This is a genomic window from Streptomyces sp. NPDC086080, assembly GCF_044540255.1.
GTDB lineage: Bacteria > Actinomycetota > Actinomycetes > Streptomycetales > Streptomycetaceae > Streptomyces.
This window is the reverse complement of record NZ_JBITRU010000012.1, coordinates 74,090-90,731: the sequence shown is the minus strand read 5'-3', so window position 1 is coordinate 90,731 and position 16,642 is coordinate 74,090. Positions and strand designations below refer to the sequence as shown.

17 protein-coding genes are annotated in these 16,642 nt (G+C 69.9%); 6 read left to right on the top strand and 11 right to left on the bottom strand.

The genetic code is table 11. The features are described from left to right. Window positions 1-216: 216 nt before the first annotated feature. The 4 genes from ACIF9R_RS16840 to ACIF9R_RS16825 all read left to right on the top strand — a co-directional run bounded on the left by ACIF9R_RS16840 (window position 217) and on the right by ACIF9R_RS16825 (window position 1,990). Complete coding sequence (locus ACIF9R_RS16840; protein WP_399980164.1) at window positions 217-1,071, top strand: helix-turn-helix domain-containing protein; 855 nt, start codon at window positions 217-219, stop codon at window positions 1,069-1,071. A gap of 11 nt (window positions 1,072-1,082) precedes the next feature. Beyond that, entirely contained in the window at window positions 1,083-1,256 is a 174-nt protein-coding gene (locus ACIF9R_RS16835; protein ID WP_399980161.1) for a DUF397 domain-containing protein, read from the top strand. Between the two features lie 283 nt (window positions 1,257-1,539). After that, window positions 1,540-1,695: a hypothetical protein gene (locus ACIF9R_RS16830; protein ID WP_399980158.1), complete on the top strand. Its 156-nt coding sequence runs from the start codon at window positions 1,540-1,542 to the stop codon at window positions 1,693-1,695. Window positions 1,696-1,792: 97 nt separating this feature from the next. Then, window positions 1,793-1,990: a hypothetical protein gene (locus tag ACIF9R_RS16825; protein WP_399980155.1), complete on the top strand. Its 198-nt coding sequence runs from the start codon at window positions 1,793-1,795 to the stop codon at window positions 1,988-1,990. A 509-nt stretch (window positions 1,991-2,499) separates the two neighbouring features. On the opposite strand, the gene ACIF9R_RS16820 is transcribed toward ACIF9R_RS16825, so the two are convergent. The 7 genes from ACIF9R_RS16820 to ACIF9R_RS16790 form a co-directional block, all read right to left on the bottom strand. Then, the gene (locus ACIF9R_RS16820) at window positions 2,500-2,763 is read right to left on the bottom strand and encodes a hypothetical protein (protein WP_399980153.1); all 264 of its coding nucleotides are present in this window, start codon (window positions 2,761-2,763) and stop codon (window positions 2,500-2,502) included. Further along, the gene (locus tag ACIF9R_RS16815) at window positions 2,760-2,888 is read right to left on the bottom strand and encodes a hypothetical protein (RefSeq protein ID WP_399980149.1); all 129 of its coding nucleotides are present in this window, start codon (window positions 2,886-2,888) and stop codon (window positions 2,760-2,762) included. Before ACIF9R_RS16815 ends, ACIF9R_RS16820 begins: the two co-directional genes overlap by 4 nt. Further along, a complete protein-coding gene (locus tag ACIF9R_RS16810; RefSeq protein WP_399980147.1) occupies window positions 2,885-3,310 on the bottom strand; it encodes a hypothetical protein in 426 nt (141 codons plus the stop codon). Before ACIF9R_RS16810 ends, ACIF9R_RS16815 begins: the two co-directional genes overlap by 4 nt. A 7-nt stretch (window positions 3,311-3,317) precedes the next feature. Beyond that, window positions 3,318-3,938, bottom strand: a complete 621-nt coding sequence (locus tag ACIF9R_RS16805) for a hypothetical protein (protein WP_399980145.1) — start codon at window positions 3,936-3,938, stop codon at window positions 3,318-3,320. A gap of 581 nt (window positions 3,939-4,519) precedes the next feature. Then, window positions 4,520-5,236 (bottom strand): class I SAM-dependent methyltransferase, encoded by a 717-nt coding sequence (locus ACIF9R_RS16800; RefSeq protein ID WP_399980142.1) that lies wholly within the window; start codon window positions 5,234-5,236, stop codon window positions 4,520-4,522. A gap of 27 nt (window positions 5,237-5,263) precedes the next feature. Further along, window positions 5,264-6,727 (bottom strand): asparagine synthase-related protein, encoded by a 1,464-nt coding sequence (locus ACIF9R_RS16795; protein ID WP_399980140.1) that lies wholly within the window; start codon window positions 6,725-6,727, stop codon window positions 5,264-5,266. Window positions 6,728-7,207: 480 nt separating this feature from the next. Further along, a complete protein-coding gene (locus tag ACIF9R_RS16790; protein ID WP_399980138.1) occupies window positions 7,208-7,435 on the bottom strand; it encodes a hypothetical protein in 228 nt (75 codons plus the stop codon). A gap of 149 nt (window positions 7,436-7,584) precedes the next feature. On the opposite strand from ACIF9R_RS16790, the gene ACIF9R_RS16785 reads away from it, so the two are divergent. After that, a complete protein-coding gene (locus ACIF9R_RS16785) occupies window positions 7,585-8,925 on the top strand; it encodes a tol-pal system YbgF family protein (RefSeq protein WP_399980136.1) in 1,341 nt (446 codons plus the stop codon). Window positions 8,926-9,252: 327 nt separating this feature from the next. Then, the gene (locus tag ACIF9R_RS16780; RefSeq protein ID WP_399980135.1) at window positions 9,253-9,675 is read left to right on the top strand and encodes a hypothetical protein; all 423 of its coding nucleotides are present in this window, start codon (window positions 9,253-9,255) and stop codon (window positions 9,673-9,675) included. A gap of 37 nt (window positions 9,676-9,712) precedes the next feature. Here ACIF9R_RS16780 and ACIF9R_RS16775 read toward each other — a convergent pair whose 3' ends face one another. From ACIF9R_RS16775 to ACIF9R_RS16760, 4 genes are all read right to left on the bottom strand, one after another. Next, window positions 9,713-10,972: an acyltransferase gene (locus ACIF9R_RS16775; RefSeq protein ID WP_399980133.1), complete on the bottom strand. Its 1,260-nt coding sequence runs from the start codon at window positions 10,970-10,972 to the stop codon at window positions 9,713-9,715. Window positions 10,973-11,073: 101 nt separating this feature from the next. After that, a complete protein-coding gene (locus tag ACIF9R_RS16770; RefSeq protein ID WP_399980130.1) occupies window positions 11,074-13,245 on the bottom strand; it encodes a glycosyltransferase in 2,172 nt (723 codons plus the stop codon). Then, window positions 13,245-15,428 (bottom strand): hypothetical protein, encoded by a 2,184-nt coding sequence (locus tag ACIF9R_RS16765; protein ID WP_399980128.1) that lies wholly within the window; start codon window positions 15,426-15,428, stop codon window positions 13,245-13,247. Before ACIF9R_RS16765 ends, ACIF9R_RS16770 begins: the two co-directional genes overlap by 1 nt. Window positions 15,429-15,604: 176 nt before the next feature. Then, entirely contained in the window at window positions 15,605-16,573 is a 969-nt protein-coding gene (locus tag ACIF9R_RS16760) for a LysR family transcriptional regulator (protein ID WP_399980125.1), read from the bottom strand. Window positions 16,574-16,642 lie beyond the last annotated feature (69 nt).

Genomic DNA, 16,642 nt, shown 5'->3' with positions numbered 1-16,642 from the left:
GTCTCCGGGGAGTTGAAGGGGCGTCGCGCTCACGACTGCGCCGGGCGGTGGCAGTGCCTCATTCGGTGCGCTTCCGGCTGACGGGCGCGGCGAGTGAGCGATACCGCTACGGTAAGGGCGATTTGGAAGATGAATCTCCCGCATACGGGAGATTCATCCCGCAGTTAGCTCGTGTGAGGAACATGAGAGCCGTTTCGCGGCCAGGAAGGACACACTTTGCCGCCCACGAACAATCCGACGCTGCGGCAACGGAGACTGGGCGCCGAGCTGCGCAAACTCCGTGAGAAGGCAGGCTTCACAGTGACCCGGGCCGCCGAGCACCTGGGCGTCAACCAAGGGCGCGTGAGCATGATCGAGACCGGGCGCAGCCCCGTGAGCGCCGACCTCGTACGCGGGATGGCGTCCGCCTACGACTGCTCCGACCAATCTCTGGTCGACGCGCTGGCCGCCATGACCGGACGCCGACGCCGGGGCTGGTGGGAGGAGTACCGCGAACACCTGCCCGCCGCACTGGTCGACCTGGCGGAGCTGGAACACCACACGACCGCGCTACGCGTCGCCCTGGTGATCCACATTCCGGCGCTGCTGCAGACCACCGATCACGCCCGTGCCCTCTTCCGGACCGTGGTGCCGCCCATGCGTCAGTACGAGATCGAGCACCGGCTGACCTACCGCATCAAACGGCAGGGCATCCTGCACCGGGAGAACCCGCCCTCCTACTCGGCGATCATCCACGAGTCGGCCCTCCGCATGGGCTTCGGCGGCCCTTCCGTGTCCCACGGCCAACTGACGCACCTGATCGACATGGGCGAGTTGCCCCACGTCACCATCCGGGTGATCCCGTTCGGCGCGGCCTACTTCCCGAGCACCGGCCAGTCCTTCGACTACCTCGACGGCGCCGTGCCGCAGCTCGACACGGTCCAACTGGACACGCATCACGGGGGCTGCGGATTCCTGGACGCGGAGGCACAGTTGACCAAGTACCGCGCCGTACTGGACCACATGACGTCCTGCGCACTCGGGCCCACCGAGTCCCGCGACTTCATCCACGACCTCATCCGAGAAGCCTGAGAAGGAACCCCGTGCCCACCATCCGATGGCGCAAGTCGTCCCACAGCGGCGACAGTTCGAACTGCCTGGAGATAGCCACCACCCCTGCCACCGTTTTTATCCGCGACTCGAAGGACAGGTCCGGCCCCCAACTCGGCCTCTCCCCCACCCCGTGGGCCGCCTTCCTCACGCACATCAAGAAGTGATGTCCCCCGGGTCACAAGATCAACCTGAAGGGCCGCCATGATCAAAAACGGTCTTAAGGATTGCGTTTTCGCTGGTCAGGCATGCAGTGAGCTGGGTGCGGAAGGGTTCGGGCATCGTGATTATCCGAGCGCGGAGGTGCGGGAAATACCGTCGGTGAAGGAGTTGCCGGAGGAGCGGGAACGTGGGGCGAGGCAATGGGTGGAGCTGCTGCGCGAGGAGGCCGAGCGAGTCCTGGTCGCGCTGTGAGAGGCCGAGACGTTCTGGGAGCGGAAGGTCGCCGCGTTGGAAGAGCTCGTTGACGCCTTGAGCGTGGACCAAGAGTCCGTGGCGGTCGAGGTGACGGGGGGAGTCGCGGACTGGGCCAAGGCGGTGGGGCCGCTCGCCGCCCCCGGCCAGAGCGTCAAGCCCGCCCGGGCCGAGTACAACGGGAAAAGCTGAAGCCGGGCGGCTGCGTCGGCTGGTCCAAGGCCCAGCTCGGCGTGCAGGACGCCGATCCGGTCATGGTGGCGGAGCTCGCCGGGGCCTGATGGAGTCGATGAAGGACGACAAGGTCGTCAAGGCCATCGCCGCGTGGTCGTCGTGCATGGACGGCAAGGGACACCCGGGGCTCGCCGATCCGTACAAGGCGATGGACCAGGGTGTCACGATCGACGGGAAGCCGTCGCAGGAATCCATCGCCCTGGGGGTCGACGACATCGACTGCAAGGAGCAGACGAACCTGGTGAAGATCTGATTCGGGGTGGAGACCGCGATCCAGAACAAGCAGACCGCCGACGACAAGAGCTGGCTGACCGGCATCAGGTAACAGCACAGCAAGTAAGTCTCCGCCGCGCGCAAGCAGGTGACCGCTTCCGCCCGGTAACGGTTGACGCTGTAGTGCCCGGACCGTGCACGGTCCGGGCATTGTGCTTGACGGCGGCGTGTGTACCAGCCTCCCTGGGGCACGGACGACGCCGTCGGCAGGGCCCCGCGTCGCAGCGGCCGGTGACTCAGAGTACGGAGATCCGGCCGCGGACGAAGGGCCGCACGGTCTCGTACGGCGCTGCCACATCGGGGTTGTACAAGACCGTGCGGCGTAGCCTCCCTGACACCGCCTCCGGACACGAGCTCTCCTCCTCGGTCGGCAGGCGTACGCCGTCACACGGACCGGTGACCACCTGATCCCGTGACCCCCGCGCCGCCGGAAGCCCTTCCGGAGTCCCGACGACGCGTCGCGCGTGACGACTTGGGCCACCCGCGGTGTCAAGCCGCTTGTATACCGGCGAGCTTCTTCGCGGCCGTGATGCGCTTGGGGTCCTCGATGATCCGGGTGCCGGCCCCCTTGCCGGGGGTGACGCTCCACTGCCTGAGGGTCTCCGCGACCAGGGCGAGTTTCGCCGAACCCGGCGGGACGTCGATGAAGAAGACCGATTCCTTGGGCGACTCCGTGTCGCCGCCCCACCCGCGGTGCCCGACGAGCGCGTGGTGAGGACCTCCCAGCCGTTCGCCGACCTGGGCCCCTTTCACGAGGCGTCGGCGGCTTGGGCGGTGCCGGGAACGAGAAGGACCTCCCCCGTGGCGAGCAATGTGGCTCCGGCGGCGACACCGGTGATTCCTCTGATCAGGGTGCGGCGCGAGAAATCGGTGTTCATGAGATCACTCCAGAAGTTTTCCTGACTCGCTTGTGCAGGTATACGGAAGTGCCGGCCGAGACGAGGGCGGCACCCGCCAGCAGGCATACGAAGACGGTGACCGACGTCGAGACGTACTCCACGGTCGACCCGTCGGAGTACACGCAGGCGTTCCGAAGAGGCCAGTACTGTTGTTTGATGGCCGCCAAGTCGGCGCCGACGTCGCTCCGGCTCGTGCACAGTTCGGGGAAAGGCCCACCCATGGTGACGGAGAACCAGCCGTAGCAGTACACCGCCACCGCCGAGGAGGCCAGGATCAGGGCGACAAGCGCGTAGACCCTGGGCGCGGGCGGCGGCGGGTGACTCAGCAGGATGAGGACCACCACGATGCCCACCGCCGCGGTGACCAGACTCGCAGCCAGCAACGCACCCATCAGGAACATGTGAAACCTACTTCTTCTCTGCTTTCTGCGCGTCCAGGAACTTCGCCCGGCGCGCCACCTGCTGGTCGATGAGTCGCTGCAGCGTCTCGGCGAAACCCGTGTAGAACTCGCTCATCACGGAGTCGGACTCGTTCCACGGTTCCTTGCCCACCGGGCAGTTTCTGTGAATGAGGAGCGCACGGGTGGAGGACAGCAGCGTGTCGTCTATCTGGTCCTCCAGGAACGCCTTCGCCGTTTCCTGGATGTTGCTCGTGACGCCGCCGAACCGGTAGAGCTTGAAGTCGCTGAAACGCGTCAGGTGGCCCGTTCTGATCAGGATCCTCCTCAGTTCCTGGACGATGTCCGTGTTGCCGTTCTTCAGGCGCTCGGCGACCAGGAACCCGTCGATGTCCTCGATGAGGTCGCCCAGCGCGAACGTCGACGCGACATCGGGCCTGCACAGCGTCTTGCGGCAGAAGTCCAGGGGCGATGCGTTGTCCGAGCGGCTCCATTCACCGTAGAACGTGAGCAGGTCTCCACCCCAGCTCGCCAGTTCGGCGCGGTTCGCCTTTCCCACCCCGGCGTTGCCCTTGAGGAAGTAACCACTGGCGCTCGCCGCGAGGTGGTCCGGATTGATGAGGGCGCCCATGGACGGATCGGTGTACGCGTGCTTCCTCGCCTGGTTGAGCCCTCGGTCGGTGGCGTAGCTGATGAAGGCGTCCGACCTCGCCGAACAGCGCTCTCCACCGGGTGTCGGTGTACTTCTCCCAGCGCATGAACTGCAACGAGAGCTCGTTCGGATCACCCTTGCCGTAGGAGACCGCGGCGTCGTACACCCTTTGTACGTAGGCGATGAACTCGTCGACCGACGAACCGTCCGGATCGTTGACCGATCCCTGCCCGAAGTCGGCGCCGGGGCGGTGCGCCACCGCGTCCAGCCCGAAGCTGTCCGAACCGTTGGGGAAGGTGAACTCCTTGATCTGGTTGAACGCCCAGTTCTGCGGCAACGGGAAACCGAGGTTTCCGGAGAAGCCGTAGGACATGCCGGAGACGTAAGAACGCCGAGTCGGCGCGCACAACGACCATGCCGGTGGCGCCCATGGCCCGCACGGACTTGATGGCCTCGGCGACCAGCGTGGCGGCGCCCTTGGCGGAGCCGGCCGAGCCCTTGCGCAGCCGCTCGGGTCAGGAGTCGGGCGGCGGCGCTGGTGCCTTTTCTCGCGCCGTCGGTCACCGCGGATTTTGTCGGGCCACCGTGTATGCGGTGGGGCCGGTGAGCCCTGTCCCTGTGCCGTTGAGCATGTCCAGGACCTCGAAGCCGGCGCCCTCCGCGTAGCGTTCCAGTTCGCGGGGGAACAGGACGCGTCTGCGGATCTCGTCTCGGGCCTCGTCGCCCGAGGGAAGCATCCAGTGCCGGTGCATGGTGTTGATCTGGGTCCGCAGGTCCCACGTGTGGCGGATGGTGACGGTCGCTGATCCCATCGGAGTGTCGACCGTGGCGGTGGTCGGCTCGGTCCGGGTGATCGGGGCGACGGGGGAACACAGCACGAGCAGCGCTCCCGGCCGGGCGTGGGCGGCGAAGGTGGCGAAGACCTGGCTGATCGCCTCGTTGTCGTGCACGTAGGCGAGGCTGTTGCCCATGCAGGTCACCACGTCCATGCGCTTGCCGAGTCGCGCAGTGCGCATATCGCCGGTGCGGACGTCCAGCCTGGGACGGGCCTGGTGGGCGTAGTCGACCATGCCGGGCTGAAGGTCCACGCCGATGCACTCGAAGTGCCTGGCCAGGATCTCCAGGTCCCGGCCGGTTCCGCATCCGAAGTCGACCAGGGTCCGGGCGTCCGGCCGGTGCAGCTCGATCAGGGTCTGGCACACTCCGGCGCTCGTGCCGTCGGACTGGATCACGTCGTAAAGCGCCGGATCGCGGTACAGGAGGTTGGTGGCTTCCACGTGCTCGGCTTCCGTGTCGGGGCTGGTTCACGCGAGGCTTCGCAGCCCGATCTCCAGGGCGAGCACATCGCACAGCAGATCGGGAACGACCAGCGCGGAGTTGGCGTTCTTCCGTGCCTGAACGAGAGCCTTGCCGTCAACGTAGCCGAGGTCCACCAGGATGGACTCCTTCAGCATGTCGTCCAGAACGGGCAGACCGTAGGACCGCAGTCCCTTCTCCAGGACGGCCAGGAAGTTCTCCGGTTCGGCCGGCGCGGCCACCCACTCGGGAAGCCCGGCCCGCCGGATCCGCTCGCGAAACAGTGTCTTGCCGCGCTTGTGCTCGTGCGGCAGTTGCTCCATGAACCGCACGATCCGCGGGTGCGCGAGCGGGCTCACCGGCCAGATTCCGGCCCGGAGGAATCCGGGGTTGTGCATCCCGAACGCCATCAGGGTCGGTACGGGCAGTACCGGGATGGGCACCAGATGCTCGTTCACCTCGGCGAGTGCTCGGGCTGCCCTGACTCCGAGCCACGGTACGGGTTCGGGTGTCGGCAGTTCGGCCTGTGTCCTGGAGTGGTGGGCGTTGATCTCGTCGCCACCGCTGCCGGTGAACATGACCTCGCACCGCCGGGCGGCTGCCTGCTCGCGCACGACATCGAACGCCTCCTGATAGAAGGCTCCCGCCGGGTCGTGCGGCCTGCGCAGATCGCGCACGCCTCCAGTGCAGAAGGGTGGGTGCTGCATGGCGGGGGTAGTCGCATCTCGGAAGCCGCAGTGCTCCACAAGGACCTGACGCCGCTCGCTCTGTTGCCTGCCGGTACTTCCTCCCACCAGCAGACCGAAGCTGTACACCTCGGGAAAGCGGGCCGCTTTCACAGCCAGGGCGACGTTCCCGGAGTCCGCGCCGCCCGACAGCTCGACGCCCACGCATCCGGTTGCCGTCGGCGCCTGGCGGATCACGTCGGTCAGCAACTCCTCCAGAGCAGCGAGTGGATCAACGCCGGGACGCAGCGTACGTGGCTCAAGTACGTGTTCGGCGGGGTCTGGGTAGTGGATGCTGAGTCCCGAAGGGGTGAACGTGGCCGTTGCCCGTTCCGTGAGGCGGTAGACGCCTTCGAAGAGCGTCTCGGACGTGTAGCGGTGCTGCCTCGTCAGCGTGCGGGCGACGACGCGCGCCACCAGACGGTCGGCTCGCATATACGGTCGCAGCAGTGTCAGGTCCCACGAAGCGTGCAGCTCGCCGGCCTTCTCTGTCAGACAGAGCGGGGCAGTGCCGAAGACACCCGCCGACAGATGGGCTTCCCCCGGCTCCATGGTGAGTGCGACGAAGTCGGCCTCGTCCCGCTTGCATTCCTTCACGCGGACCCGTACGCGCGGCGCTTGGTCGTCGTTGACCTCCATGACGAGAGTGGACACGTTCGCGGGCTCGATCCAGCTCTCGCCGTTGATCCAACGGCCGCCCTGTGATCTCCACTTGGGCTCCTGGAGATCGGCCAGGCGTAGACGCATCGACAACATGTGGTCCCTTCCGATGTCGTGCGGCGGGGCGGGGCCGCGAACGACCCCGCCCCGCCTGGCGTCAGCCCTGGATCACTTGCTGCAGTGGTCGCCGTTGTTGTCGCCACCGCCCGGCATCTTGTCGAGCAGCGCGGCCTCGACAGCCGGGACGCCGGTGATCAGGTCGCCGGTGAACAACTCGTCCACGTTCATCGCTTTCTCCCTTACGGTTTTCAGTGGACTCCGCGACGGATGCTGCGGAGTTGGACCTGTCCGGCTGCCGGACCCTTGCGAAGAAGGCAGCCGGACGGGGCGCCCACCGCTTCCGACGGCGGGCCCTCCCTCATCACAGGTGGGGAGCCTGGATGCGTGACGGGGAGGAGTCAGGTAGGGGTGGATGCGGCGGCGACGCCCAGGACGAAGCCGGCCGATCCCGAGATGGTGATGATCAGGAGTGGCCGGCGTAGCGGCCGACGGCTGCGGCCAGCCGGTTCACAGCCGCTCTCCGCGGCTGCGCTGGTTGGCCTCGCGTACTGCCACGCTCAGCTTCTCCGCGCCGTACTCGGGCGTGGCACTGCCGTGCTGCGGGCAGAGACACGGCGAGAACCGGTTCGAACCCGACGGCAGGTCCGCGGCCTCATAGGTGTCGATCCTCAACACTCCGTCCATGCCCCGCTCCTCGATCATCCGAGCCAGACGGGCCCGTGCTTCGCTTCTCATCCCTCAGCCCTTCAGACGACGGCTGCGGCGATGACTCGCCGTTACCTGCTATCTCTACGCAACCGCACGAACACGCTCAGCGGTACCGTTGCCGTAGCGCCAGGACTTGAAAGCCTTGAAAGTTCGCAAGGTCACGGGGAGTTGAGGGCATGGCCAAGCGTGAACCGAACGCGGCGCTCGGGCGCCTGCTCGCCGAGAGCCGCTGGACTCACCGCCAGTTCGCACGGACGGTGAACCGCGTCGGTACGGAGACCGGGATCCCTCTGCGTTACGACGAGTCGGCGGTGAGCCACTGGCTGGGCGGCACCGTCCCCCGGGGTGCGGTGCGCGGATGCATCCTCGAAGCTCTTTCCCGCCGCCTCGGCCGCCCGGTCACCCATGCCGAGGCCGGGCTGCCCGTTCCACGCGATCGCCCCTCCGCGGCTGCGGATACCGTGGAAGGGGTGATCGACCTGGGGAGGCTGGATATGGACCCGTCCCGCCGCAGCGTCCTGGGTGCGGGCCTGTTCTCCTTGGCCGTCACCATTCCTGGCTGGCCTGATGTAATCGGGCGGGCGGAGGCCGTCCAGTCCGGCCGCACGACTCGCATCGGAATGAACGAAGTGGACATGGTCGTGGCCATGACCGAGCGTGTCTCAGAGCTGGACGACGAGTTCGGCGGCCGTCACGCCCGCCCCATGGCGGCCTCCTTCATGGTCAACACCGTGGCCTCCTACCTGCGCGCCGACGCACCCGAGGACGTACGCAAGGCGATGCTGTCCGCCGCCTCGGACCTGCTCTACCTAACCGGCTACATGGCCGTGGACGAAGGTCTGCACGGTCTCGCGCAGCGCTACTACGTCAAGGCCCTGGAGCTGGCGGGCGCGGCTGAGGACCACCTGACATACTGCACCACCCTGCGGGGCATGAGCGTCCAGGCGGTTGACCTCCGCCACGGGGCGAAGGCCATGGAGCTGGCCGACGCCGCTGCCGCCGCCTCCCCGAAAGCCGGACCCCGGATGCTGGCCTTCCTCGTCGGCCAGCAGGCGCACGCGGCCGCGCAGACCGGCGATCGTACGGGTGCGCTGCGCTACATCCGGGAGGCCGAGGCGGCCATGGACCGTGCCGAGTCACGCGGAAAGGTGTTCGGCTCGTATGACCCCTCTTCGCTCAACTACCACATCAGTCAGGTACGTTACGAACTCGGTGACAAGGCCGGAGCCGTCGACGCCATGCAGCAAGCGGACCGGCTCCGCCCCAGCGTGTACCAGCGCACCCGAGTACACCGTCGTGGCCTCTTGGCAGAACGGCAGTTGAACCTGGGCCACCTGGAAGCGGCCTGCGCCACCTGGCACCAGGCCCTCGACGACTACCCCAAGGTGCAGTCCGGCCGAGCCGACGAGCGCGTGAAGGCGATGTTCGGTCTCCTGCGCCCTCATCTGAAGAACGCGACGGCGCTCGACCTGTACGACCGAGCACGAACGATCGCACCACCGTCGCTGGTCACATGATCCCCGTCGAACCTTCGCGCTCAGCCACAGAAAGTCAGCCACGACGGCGGGTGCGCCGACAGATCACCCGCCATGTGTGTCTCCAGCGACCCCGCACCGGCCTCAACCACGCCTCTTCCTTCCGTCACGACATCCGCCCCGCACCGGCCTGGCCGCTCGGCAGCGGGCTGGGCTGCTCGATCTGTGCCCTCACCTGTGACCGCACGCCGACGACGCGCGGCTTTCGGCTGCCGCGGTCCGACGTGGTGCTGTGCGGCGTTCGGCGGAGTCGGCCTGCGGCGCCGCTACAGGCCGATGCGGTTGCTTCCGGGATCGGGGTCGACTCGCTTGCCTGCTGCGCGCCGAGTGGCCGGTGGGCCTCGCCAGCGGGGCGGCAGACAGGAGCGGGCGGCGGTCACCGGCCGCCGGCGCGCGGCGGCCCACGCCCGCACCGACGTCTCCGGCCGGCTCCTCTTCCGCAAGGGCATCAAAGCCGCGGGTGGCGGAACCGATCTGACCTTCCTGGCCTCCGCCGCCAACTCCGCCGACGGCGCGGACACCGTCTACGGCTCCTCCGGCTGGGGCAGCTCCAACATCTACCTGCTCATCGGCACCCCCGACGCCAACCGCGACGCCATCCCCGACATCTGGACCGCGCGCACCGACGGAACCGTACGCTTCTACGCCGGCGGCAGGACCGTCCTGTCCGGAGCCGGTACGGAGATCATCGGAGCGGCGAGTTACTGGAAGACGCGCGTCGCCATCGGGTGAACCACGCGGGCGGTCCGTCCGGGACCATCCGCCGGTTTCAGACCCGTGCCCGTGCCCGCGCCCGGCGCTTCCCGCCGCCGCGGCCCGCCGCACCGTCCGGCCACAGTTGGGGCCTGCGCTTGGCGGCGAGGTCCTCGGCCCAGCCGAAGGCCAGCACGCAGCCGGAGATCAGGATCCAGGCCAGGATCAGTACCGGCCAGGAACTCTCCAGCAGCCAGGGCACGTTGAGCTCCAGAGTCTCGAAGCCCCACAGCCGGTCGTAGAGCGTGGCGGCGACCAGGACGCACACGTTGTGCCACAGGTAGATCGTCACCGCGCGGGAGTTGAGGAGCGTGATCAGGCGGTCCCAGCGGCGCAGCCGGCGTGGCCACTCCGACCATGAGGGGCTGATGTGCAGCAGGAGGAGAACCGTCGCGAACGACCACACCGCCTGGGCGAACGGGATGGAGTCGAGGTCGTGGCCGGTGCTGAAGCCCTGCTGGAAGGCGTACCAGAGGCCGAAGGCGGCGACGACCGGCGCCAGGGACGGCACGGCGTACTGCGGGAGGCGCTTGAGCACGCCCTGCTGGTGGGCCATGCCGAGGATCCAGCAGGCCCCGAAGGTGCTGAAGTCGGTGAGCGCCGAGTCGATCCGCTCGCTGGGGAGGGAGAGCCAGCCGAACTCCAGGACCGCCGACAGGACGAGCGGCGCGGTGATCGTCGGCCACGGCACGGCCCGCAGCAGTTTGAGGAGGAACGGGGAGAGCAGCACGAACCAGAGGTAGGCGCGGATGTACCAGAGCGGGCCCGTGAGTTCGGAGGCCCAGTCCTCGCCGAGGACGCCCTGGATCCCGGCGACGCCCTCGGCGTAGGGCGGGTCGCTCAGCGGCAGCACCCAGAAGGTGAGGTGGAGGAACCACCAGCCGGGGTGGCCGTCATCGTCGGGGCTCCAGCCCTGGGCGAGCATGCCCGACACGCCGATCGCGCCGAGCAGCCACAGCGGGGGCAGCAGGCGGCGCATCCTGCCCCGTACGACCTGGACGGCGGGCCGCTTCAGGGAGCGGGCCATGAGGTTGCCGGCCAGGGCGAACATCACGCCCATGGAGGGGAAGACGACGGGCAGCCAGGCCCAGCCCATCAGGTGGTAGAGGACGACGCGGAACAGGGCGACCGCGCGGAGCAGGTCGAAGTAGCGGTCCCGGGTGGGTGGACGGACGGCCGGTTCGGAGGGTGCCGGGCGGGACGGGTCGTTCGACTCGTCCCGCCCGCCCGCTCCGTCCGTTCCGTCCGTGTCGGCCGGCAGGAGGGGTGCGGTCACGTGCGTGGCTCTTCCTGGTGTGTCGCCGGGGAGGCGGGAAGGTGACGGGCGGGGCCCAGGGCCTGCGACGGGAGTGCGTGCCGGGCGTCGCGCGGCAGGCGTCACTTTTGCGACAGGGCCTGGGCCACCGGGCTGCCGTCCAGGGCCTGCGGCTGCTGCGCGGAAGCGCCCGGCGGGGCGGAGACACCGCCCTTGCGCCGCAGCTTCTGCCAGCGCAGCCGGCCGCCGGTGAGCGCCGTGATCCAGGACTGGAGCAGCACGACGTACATCAGCTGCCGGTAGAGGATCTGCTGCAGCGGCAGGGACAGCAGCGGGGTGAGCTTCTCCTTGTCGAGGACGAAGGAGTAGGCCGCGCAGGCCGCCTGGATGGCGAGGACGCCGAACCAGGCGATGATCGTCTTGTCGGTCGGGCCGAAGACCAGGCCGTAGATGAGGAACACGTCGATGAGCGGGGCCAGCAGCGGGGCCAGGACCATGAAGAGGGAGACCAGCGGGAGTCCGACCCGGCCGAAGCGGCCCGACGGGCCCCGGTCGATCACCGCGCGGCGGTGCTTCCAGATCGCCTGCATGGTGCCGTAGGACCAGCGGTAGCGCTGGGACCACAGCTGCTGCACCGACTCGGGGGCCTCGGTCCACGCGCGGGCGTTCTCCGCGTAGACCACCTTCCAGCCGTCGCGGTGGATGGCCATGGTGATGTCGGTGTCCTCGGCGAGCGTGTCGTCGCTCATACCGCCGACCCGCTCCAGCGCGGAGCGGCGGAACGCGCCGACGGCGCCGGGGATGGTGGGCATGCACCGCAGGACGTCGTACATCCGGCGGTCGAGGTTGAAGCCCATGACGTACTCGATGTGCTGCCAGGCGCCGATCAGCTTGTCCTTGTTGGCGACCTTGGCGTTGCCCGCGACGGCGCCCACGCGCGGATCACCGAAGGGCTGCACCAGTTCACGGACGGTGGTCGGCTCGAAGACCGTGTCGCCGTCCATCATCACGATGATGTCGTGGCGGGCGTTGGCCACACCCCGGTTGAGGGCGGCCGGCTTGCCGGCGTTGAGCTGGCGGACCACCCGGACGCCCGGCAGGCCCAGCGACTCCACGATCCGCGCGGTGCCGTCGCTGGAGCCGTCGTCGATGACGATGATCTCGACGGGGTGGTCGCTCTCCACGAGGGAACGCACCGTGTCCTCGATGCACTTGGCCTCGTTGTACGCGGGCACCAGCACCGTCACCGGCTCGGTGACCGGCGGTCCCCACGCGAAGCCCTTGCGGCGCACCTTGCGGGCGTGCGCGGCCGACAGGACGAGCATCAGCACGAAGCGGGCGATGACCAGGGAGCCGATGATCGCGAGTCCGGTCACGAGGACGCCGGTGATGCGGTCGGACGCCTGTACGAGGAAGACCCAGGCCTTGCCCTTCCACAGCTCGACACCGGTCACCGCGGAGTGCGCGCTGGGCGCCTTGAGGGCCTCGGTGAGGTTGTCGAACGTGTAGCCCTTGTCCTTCAGGTCGGGCAGCATCCGGTCCAGCGCCTGGACGGTCTGGTGGCGGGCGCCGCCGGAGTCGTGCATCAGGACGATGCCGCCCTCGCCGCCCTTCGGCGTGGCACGACGGATGATCTCGTCGACACCGGGCTTGCGCCAGTCCTCGGAGTCGTGGGTGTTGACGACGGTGATGTAGCCGCGGTCGCCGATGTACCGGGTGACCGGCCAGGAGTTGTTGTCCATGGCGCTGGCCTGGGAGGAGTACGGCGGCCGGAAAAGGGAGGTGCGGATGCCCGCGGCGCCCGTGATCGCCAGTTGGTTCTGGGACAGCTCCCAGTCGATGCGGTCCTTCGACTGCAGGGAGAGATCCGGGTGGTTGAAGGTGTGCAGCCCGATCTCGTGCCCCTCCTCGACCATGCGGCGGACGAGGTCGGGGTGGCGGGAGGCCATCGTTCCGGTGACGAAGAAGACGGCGTGCGCGTCGTGCTTCTCCAGGACGTCCAGGACCTTGGGGGTCCAGACCGGGTCGGGGCCGTCGTCGAAGGTGAGCACGACATGCCGGTCCGGCACGCGCAGCGTCTCCGCGCGGCCGCCCCGGGTGTCGATGACCGGGCCGCCGTCCAGGACCTTGTCCGGCACCTGGTCGGCGGCGGCCGGGGACTGGACTCGGTGGTCGGCGAGGATCTCGCTGTGCACGTAGCCGCGCAGCATGAGCATCGCCATCAGGGCGACGAGGAAGAGCAGCGGCAGCAGCAGACGCAGGGGCAGACGGCGCCGGCGGGTTCGGGATGCCATCAGAGGACGTACTCCGGGGACGGTGCGGCGGAGGGGGCGGAGGGGGCGGGTTCGGCTCCCGGGTTCCCGGCGGCCACCGGCTGGGAGTCGTCGGCACCGGCGGCGTTGTCGACGGTGGCACCGTCATCGTCTCCGCCGCCGCCCGTGGGAGCGGTCGTCTCCGTCCCGGGGCCGGGGTCGTCGGCCGGCGGGGTGGTGTTCGCGGGCGGGGTGCCCGGCGTTTCCACGGGCGCCGTCGGCGTGGACGTCTCCTGGGTGCCGGGGCCCGGCTGTTGGGTCTTCCGGGTCGCGGTGGGCTCCGGGGCGGCGGTCGTGCCGGGCCTGTCCTGACCGGCGGTCGCGCCGGGCGCGGGGACGCCGGTGCCGGGCCGGGGCAGGGTGGAGGCGCCGGGGCTCGGGGAGCCTCCGGGGAGGAGGCTGGTGCCGGAGCCGGGGGTGGCGTCCGTCTCGCCGGGCCGCGGGGAGGTCTCGACCTCCGCCGCGGGCTGTTGCTCCTGCTGCTGTCCGGGGACGGGCAGCCAGGGGGCGTCGGAGTTGCCGGACAGCAGCGTGGCGACGATGACGGCGGCATAGCAGGCGCAGGCAAGACCCACGGCCATGCCGATACGGCGGTATCTGCGGCTGCGGCGGCCGGACTCGTCCACGAACACGGGCCCGTCGGCGCCGTCCCGCTCCGCTCTCTTCGGCGCGGCGGGCGCCCGGCCCAGCATGCCGCCCTCGCCGAACTGCACGGCGTCGAGCTGGACGGTCACCTCGTGCGGATCGTGCGTGGCCGCGGCGGCCTCGCCGACGGGTTCCGGTTCCTCCTGCCACGGGTCCCGGAGGGAGGCACTGACGGCCACGTCCGCCGTCGTCGAGGTCGACCGGGGGCTCCCCGCTCCGGCGGCCGGGCTGCGCAGCACGGTGGTGCGCTCCATGTCGCGCGCACCGCCCACGGACCCAGAGCCGGACTCGGAGCCGGAGCCGGAGACACGCTCCGAACCCCGGGGGCCGACCGCGTCCTTCGCCCCGGCGGCCGGGCTGCGCAGCACGGTGGTGCGCTCCATGTCGCGCGCATCGCCCACCGACCCAGAGCCGGACTCGGAGCCGAAGTCCCGCTCCGGACCCCGGACACCGACCACGTCCTCCGCCCCGACGGCGGGGCCGCGCAGCATGGCGGTGCGCTCCATGTCCCGCGCACCGTCCGCGGAGCGGGACTCGGTCCCGGAGCAGGGCTCGGAGCCGGACCCCGAGGCGGAGTCCCGCTCCGGTGCTCCGTCACCACGCGGGGGCCGGGCTTCGCCCTTGCGCAGCGTGTCCGCGGACGCCTCCGCGGAACGGCCCACGCCCGCCTCACCGTCCCGCGAGACCGTGCCACCGTCACCCGCCCGCTCACCACGCGGCGCAGCGACACCCTCCGCGCCGCGCGGGGAGTCCCCGAGCCCTTTGCGCAGCGGGGAAAAGCGATCCGCGTCACGCGGCCCCGGCGTCCGCTCGCCACGCGGCGTGGTGATGCCGTCCGCGCCGCGCGGAGCGGTGGCATCCGCGGGCTCTCTACGGAACGCGGCCGCGAGCCGGTTGGCTTCGGAACGTTCGCGGCGCGAGGCCGCCACGGTCCGGTCCACGCCGGGCGGATGCCCGCCGTCGCCGGACGAGGCGGATGAGGCGGACGAGGTGCCACCGGCATCCCGGCGGCTGTCCGCACGCTCACTCCACGCGGCGCGCGGGGCCGCGGTCCGGTCCACGGTCCACGGGTCGGGCTTGCGTTCACCGCGCGAAGCCGCACGGTCGCCCGCGCCGCGCGAGGCGTCCACGGGCTCCTCCAGGAGGCGGGCGGAGCGGTGCGTGTCGCGCGGCCCACCCGCCGGCACGGCATCGCGCGGGCCATCCGTCGGCACGCCGTCGTCCGAAGCCGTGGGTCCGCCCCCGTGACGCAGACCGTCCGCCGCCAGCCTGTCCCGGGGCGTCCGCGTCCGCTCCTCGCGCGGGACGTCGCCGCGCAGGGTCACCGTGTGATCCGTGTTCCGGACGGGACCGCGCAGGGGCTTTTCGGCCACAGTGGGGAAGACCCCGATACGGGCCCAGCGGTCCTCGATCGGGTCGGTCTCCGCGGAGCCCCCGCCTTCGTCCTTGACCAGGAGTTCCTCGGCCGCAGGTGCGTCCTCGAGCTCTCCGGGTTGGGCGTCTTCTCGCCACTTTTCCACGCGCACGCACTTCCCCCCAGGACCGTTCCGGGTGCGCGTACGACGGAGCACTCGTCGCCGGACCGGGCGCCCAACCGCCCCGAGCGCCCCGTTTATCACACTGTGCTCGGGCACGAATGTAGCGCATGCGGGGGTTTCGTGTGCGCCCTGTAGCCTTTCGTGTCAATTGCGGGACATCACCCGGACGTCATCACAACAGAGTCGCTGGCCGGAACCCACCCTTCCTCCGGCATCCGCAGCCAGCCCCGCTCCGCGCCGACCACCGCCGCGGACCGCCGAAGTGCCTCCAGAGCGGGATGGACCAGGCCCTTCCGCCACACCAGGGACACAGGCGACAACGGAACCGGGTCCACGAGGGGCCGCAGCACCATCGAAGGCAACGGCGGGAAGTCCACGACGGCGAGGATCGGATAGCGCGTTCCGGCCATCACCCGCTGGAACTCCTCCTCCCCGACGGCCAGCGGCGCAGGCGGCGCGAGCGCGATGCCCCGCCCCTGGAACAGTTGCCGCGCGAGGTCGGTCCACTCCGGCGTGCGGGGGTTTCCCGCCCCGGCGTACACCGTCTCGCCGGCCAGCGCGGCCAGCGGCACCTCGGCCCGCGCGGCCAGCGGGTGGTCATCGGGCAGCAGCACCGCCATTGGTTCGTACCGCACCGGCTGCTGGCCGAGCCCGGAGCGCAGTGCGGGGGCGAGCCCCGCGAAGCGTCCGAACGACGCGTCGAGCCGCCCCGCGAGCAGCTCGCCCGCCGCCCAGGTCAGCCCGCTCTCGTAACGGGCCATCAGCTCGTGCCCCGGGGCGAGTTCGCGGGCCCGGTGCAGCACCCGCCGCGGGGTCCCCAGACCCGGGGTGTTGAGGTCGACCAGCAGGGGGCGCGCCTGCCCGGCGGCGGCGAGCAGGTCGTCCTGCGCCTGGAGCACCGCGCGGGCGTACGGCAGCAGCCGTACGCCGTCGGCGGTGAGCGTCACCTGGCGGGTGGTCCGGACGAACAGCTCACTGCCCAGCTCCCGCTCCAGCCGCCGCACGTCCCGGCTGAGCGCCTGCTGGGCGACGTAGAGGCGCGCGGCGGCGCGGGTGAAGTGCAGTTCCTCGGCGACCGTCACGAAGGCGCGCAGCAGACGCAGGTCGAGGTGGGTGGGGGTGGACATCCCCCGAACTTACAACGCGGGTGCGTGAATCGGCGCCGAGAAGGTGTTGGACCGGCCGTATGACCTGGA